Source organism: Nocardioides sp., from assembly GCF_034670285.1.
GTDB lineage: Bacteria > Actinomycetota > Actinomycetes > Propionibacteriales > Nocardioidaceae > Nocardioides.
Genome location: NZ_JAXMNS010000304.1, coordinates 1 through 4,857, shown reverse-complemented (window position 1 = coordinate 4,857; position 4,857 = coordinate 1). Strand labels below are relative to the sequence as shown.

5 protein-coding genes are annotated in these 4,857 nt (G+C 68.8%); 3 read left to right on the top strand and 2 right to left on the bottom strand.

Features of this window, described 5'->3' with window-relative positions; all coding sequences use genetic code 11:
- The 3 genes from VOI19_RS14485 to VOI19_RS14475 all read left to right on the top strand — a co-directional run.
- Positions 1–1,256 (top strand): hypothetical protein (locus tag VOI19_RS14485; protein WP_323793670.1); only part of this gene is annotated, 1,256 nt, incomplete at its 5' end.
- On the top strand, positions 1,253–1,933 hold the full coding sequence (locus tag VOI19_RS14480; RefSeq protein ID WP_323793669.1) for a PilW family protein: 681 nt from the start codon (positions 1,253–1,255) through the stop codon (positions 1,931–1,933). The genes VOI19_RS14485 and VOI19_RS14480, both read left to right, overlap by 4 nt.
- A 10-nt stretch (positions 1,934–1,943) precedes the next feature.
- Positions 1,944–3,353 (top strand): hypothetical protein, encoded by a 1,410-nt coding sequence (locus tag VOI19_RS14475; RefSeq protein ID WP_323793668.1) that lies wholly within the window; start codon positions 1,944–1,946, stop codon positions 3,351–3,353.
- A gap of 78 nt (positions 3,354–3,431) precedes the next feature.
- Here VOI19_RS14475 and VOI19_RS14470 read toward each other — a convergent pair whose 3' ends face one another.
- Together VOI19_RS14470 and VOI19_RS14465 are read right to left on the bottom strand one after the other, a co-directional pair.
- On the bottom strand, positions 3,432–3,878 hold the full coding sequence (locus tag VOI19_RS14470; RefSeq protein WP_323793667.1) for a hypothetical protein: 447 nt from the start codon (positions 3,876–3,878) through the stop codon (positions 3,432–3,434).
- Positions 3,879–3,923: 45 nt separating this feature from the next.
- Entirely contained in the window at positions 3,924–4,787 is an 864-nt protein-coding gene (locus VOI19_RS14465; protein WP_323793666.1) for a hypothetical protein, read from the bottom strand.
- Between the last annotated feature and the right edge of the window lie 70 nt (positions 4,788–4,857).

Below are 4,857 nucleotides of genomic sequence, written 5' to 3'. Positions count from 1 at the left end.
AGTTCTTGTCGTCGTCCTCCACGCCCACCGCCGTGACGCCGAGGCCGACGTACAACTCCCAGCAGGCCGGCGCCGACATCCCGGCCTCGATGCAGCTCGCGATCACGGTGACGGTCTTCTACGACGCGCAGGACGGCGGTCGCTACACCAGCGTCTACTCGCAGGTCGACCGGATCAGCCCCGCGGCCCCCCTGATCGTCTCCGAGGCCAAGGTGTCCACGTTGCGCGTGTCCTCGGCGTCGGACTCCACGACGACGTTGACCGCCGATGTCGGCGTCGTCAACCTGTCCGGCGAGCTCTACACGGGCTCGCGCGTCTCCGCCTTCGCCAACGCCGGCGTGGCGGCCAACTCGCTCGGCGCTCAGGCCACGGCGGCGTCCTCCAATGCGGTCGCCCCGCCCGATGTCACCGCCGGCAACGCGTTCGGCGTAGCAGCCGGCCTCAACGGCTCGTGCGCCACCATCTGCTTCGGCAACTCGCAGGCGCTCAACGTCGGCGCCTCGGCGTCCAACGGCCTCCCGATCGCCGGCTCGGCGGCTGCCCCAGTGACCTCGAGCTTCCCCCAGGGCACCTCGTCGTCCGGGTTCTCCTTCACCAACGAGCAGGCTCCGAAGGCCGCCCTGCGGCTGCAACCCAACCAACCGATGGTCTCGCTCGACGGCTCGTTGACCGACAAGGCGAGGGTCCAGGGCTGTGCCTTCGGCTCCAGCAGCGACCCGGCGGTGCTCCGCGCAACCGGCTACCTCGACGCCACCAAGGCCGCGACGTCCGTCGTCGACACCTGCGCGACCGCGCAATCGAGCACGGTGAAGCTCTTCGCGACCGACTTCGCGCCCGACGGCGTCGTGCGGATCGCCCTCGTCGCGGCCCGGACCCGGTGCACCGTGTCCACGACCGGCGGCACCCCGACACCCAGTGCCACCGCGGACTTCGAGGTGCGGGTGAGGTACATGACGCCCTCGGGCGCCTACAGCATTCCGCTGACAATCACGGAAACCACCGGCGCCGCCGCGGGACTCGACTCGGTCCCGCTGACCACCCCGGTGACCGCCGGCCTCACGCTCGGGGACTACATCTCCTCGTGGCGGTCGCTGGGAGCAGCCGACGTGGTGCGGTCGGAGGTCGGCAAGGACGCCACGGCCGCGCTGCGGGGCATCGTGTCCGTGGACACCGTCCCGACCCGCGGAGGCGACGACACCTCCGTGATCTCGCTGCAGGTCGGCTCTCTGTCGTGCAAGGCCGGTGACTACCGGTGATCGCCTCCACCGCGCCGGCGGCATCGTCCGAGGACCGGGCTGACGCCGGTTTCACCCTCGTCGAGCTGATGGTCGCGATCACGATGTTCATGACGCTCCTCACGCTCGTGCTGGGCGGGACGATCACGGTCAGCCGTGCCCTCAAGGACACCCGTCAGTTCACCGCGATCAACGAGCAGTCCCGCGTGGCCGTGGAGCGGCTGACGCGCGAGCTGCGCCAAGCCAGCGAGATCATCGCGGTCACCATCCCCAGCACCAGCGACGGCGAGGTCGCAATGACCTTCGGCGTCGACTTCAACGGCAACCAGAACCTCGACGTCGCGGCGGCCGACCCCGAGGTGTTGACCTATCGGTACCTGCCGGCGACCGATCAGCTCACGCTGACCGCCAACGACGCGTCGGGCAACGCGGTGACCCAGCCCATCTTGTCCGACGACGTCTCGGCGTTCTCGCTCGACTACCGCTCGTCGCTGTGGCAGTACGACACCAACGGCGACGGCATCACGCGGTGGAGCGAGATCGACGCGACGACGGGTGTCGGCAACCAGAACGGGGTGCTCGACGCGCCCGAGCTCACCAAGATCGACTTCGTCTCGATCACGCTGACCGTGCTGAAGGGCGAGCACCGTCAGACCTACCAGACCGAGGTAGGTCTGCGGAACCAGGCCCAGAGCTGAGGACGGAACCATGCCCTACGACCCGGTGGACCCGACGAGCCCCGAAGCGCCGCGCGACGAGGGCTTCGCGCTGCTCACCGTCATCATCCTCACGGCCTTCCTGGCCGTCGCCTCGCTGTCGATGGCCTTCATCACCATCACCAACCTCGGCTCGGCCCGCACGGCCCAGCAGGCAGGCGCTGCCGTCAACGCCGCTGATGCCGGGCTGGCCCAAGGCGTGACCTACCTGCGCTCCTCGGGTCTCGGGACCATCAACAAGTGCTCGCCGACCTGCACCAACGAGCCGTACGGCAACAGCAGCAACCCCAAAAAGATCACCATCAACGGCAAGAGCAGTCAGTTCTACACCGTGTGGATCGAGAAGATCGCGCCGTACCCCGCGAACAAACCGGGGATCTACCGGATCCACTCGACCGGCAGCGCCGGCGGCCCCGCCTCACGGGCGGTGACGATGGACGTGTCGGTCACCCCCTTCCAGGTCCCGATCGGAATCATGGCCGACACGGTGACCGGCGGCGGCAACGCCGGCGTGCACCACCAGTCCATCCTGTCCACGGGTTGCATCTACAAGCGCTCGAAGATCGAATTCGAGGGCATCGACAAGGCCTACGGAGTTCCGGCGGCGGTCTACTCGAGTCAGGTGATCAACGACGACGCCGGGTCGGGCCAGTTCTGTCCTAACACCAACAGGCCGCTGCACGAGACGACGAGCGGCAACGCGGGCTTCTGCAACAGTTCCTACTCCCAGTCCAAGTACGACATGGACCTCAACGGGGGCTCGCTCGCGGGCACGCCGTGCTACAACTCCGCACGCGCCCAGTTCGGCAACCTGCCCCAGTTCAACGACCCCACCCACATCGCCTACAACTTCCCGCAGACCTCCAAGCTGGCCGACGACAACGCACTGTTGTCGATGTTCAACGTTCGCCAGCCGCCTTTCACGCAGTCCCAGCTCGACCAGCTGCGCACCATCGCGATCAGCCAGGACAACTACTGGACCAGCGCGAGCGGCTGGAGCTCGCCCGAAGAAAGTTCCGCGGTCATGTACTTCGACCTCGCCGCGAGCAACCCCGGCGGCGTCGTCGACCTGAAGGACCTGACCGGTTGGAGCCGTCCGGTCAACCAGAGCACCACTGACGCCGGGTGTGACACCCGCTCCCTGGTCATCATCATCGAGGGCGGCAACGCCCGTCTCAACGGCAACCAGAACATGTTCGCGTCGCTCTACCTCGTCTCCGGGAGCCCCTACGGCAAGGTGCTGAAGGCCAACGGGACGGCGTTCTTCACCGGCTCGCTCTACGCCCACGAGCTGGACCTGACGGGCACCGCCGACCTCTACATGGACGACTGCTTCCTCGCCAACCAGTCCCCTTCGCTGTTCGACGTGCAGACGTTCAACTACCGCGAGCTCGACCGATAGTCCGGCCGGCCGTCGCGCCCGGCGCAACGGAAGGGGCGGAGGACCACCGGTCCCCCGCCCCTCTCTCGTCGGCCTCGCCTACTCGTCGAGGAAGGCGATCTCCTCGAGCATGGCGACTGTGTCGCGCGGCGTGGAGTACGACGACCCGTCGGCGACTCGTGCCGGCTCGGTGGCTTCGTGCTCCGCCTGGGCGGCATCCGGTTGCTCGTGGCCGGGCACCAGCGCGGCCATCAGCTCAGCGGCGGCGAGGTCCTCGTCGAACAGCGTGTCGGGGGCGTGGCCGCCCGCGGCGGCCGGCCCGGCGACTGCGGCCGCAGCGTCGGCGACGACGGCCTCCTCGGCGCGCACCAGCTCGGTCACGGTCCGCATGGGGTGGATCGACTCGAGGCCGCCGGGCTGCAGCCAGGCGAAGAGGCCGTAGCCGACGGCGCTCAGCGTCGCGGCAGTCGCAGCGGACGACCCCTCGTCACCGGCCCCAGCGGCTCGCTCGCTCAGGCTCGTGGTGAGCTCGTCTGGCATCGACACGGGTGACTCCTCAGGTGGTGGGCTGGTTCGCGGCGACGTACGACGTCAGGGTCGGCCGAACAAGGAACGTTTGCGACCGACGTCGTGGCCCGACGAGGAGTCGTTCAATCCGGCCGGCACGGCGGCGACTGTGCGGGGCGCGACGGGCGACGAGGCCACGGCCGCCACCGGCGTCGCCACCTCGCGGGCAGACGCCGTGGGTTCCAGGACCGTCTCGGTGACGGCCGCCGCGGCCGTGGCCTCGTCGACGACCGGTAGCAGGGGCACGTCGGGCAAGCAGGCGGTGGCGAGCTTGAAGTAGGCGGGTCCGAGGTTGGGGTGCTCGAGCAGCCGGTGCATCCGGTTGTAGTTGGTGCAGGTGAGCACGTCCTTGGTGGCCAACGGGACCGACCCGATGAGCGGCACCTTCAGGGCCGCCTGGAGCACCTGGTCGCGCTCCATCCCGACCTCGGTGACCGCTTGGTTGACGACGATGCCGATCTTGGTGCGCGGGATCCCCATGCCGCCGTTGTCGGTGCTCTGGGTGATCTCCTGCAGCGCCCGCGCCATGCCCTGCACCGAGGTAGTGGCCAGCGTGGTCACGAACAGGATGGCGGTCGCCTCGGGCAGGCACACCGTTGAGATGAGCGGGTCGAGGTAGTTGACGGAGGTGTCCATCACCACCACGTCGTGGGTGCGCTGCAGCATCCGGATGACGTGGCGGTAGAAGTCGGGGCCGACGTCGTCAGCGGTGCGCGGGCGCACCGGCGCGAGCAGCGCGTCGATGCCGAGACGGTCGTCGTGGACCAGGTTGGCGAGGATCGTCTCCTCGTCCCAGCTGGGCGTGACGCGGATGTTGAGCGCGGTGGGGATGTACTGGCCCACGAGCGAGGCCACCTGGCCGGCGCGGGTGTCCATGTCGATGAGCACGACCTTCTTGGGCCGGTCGACGAGCCCCTGCTCGAACGCCAGCCGCGAGGAGTGCGCGATCTACGCGGCG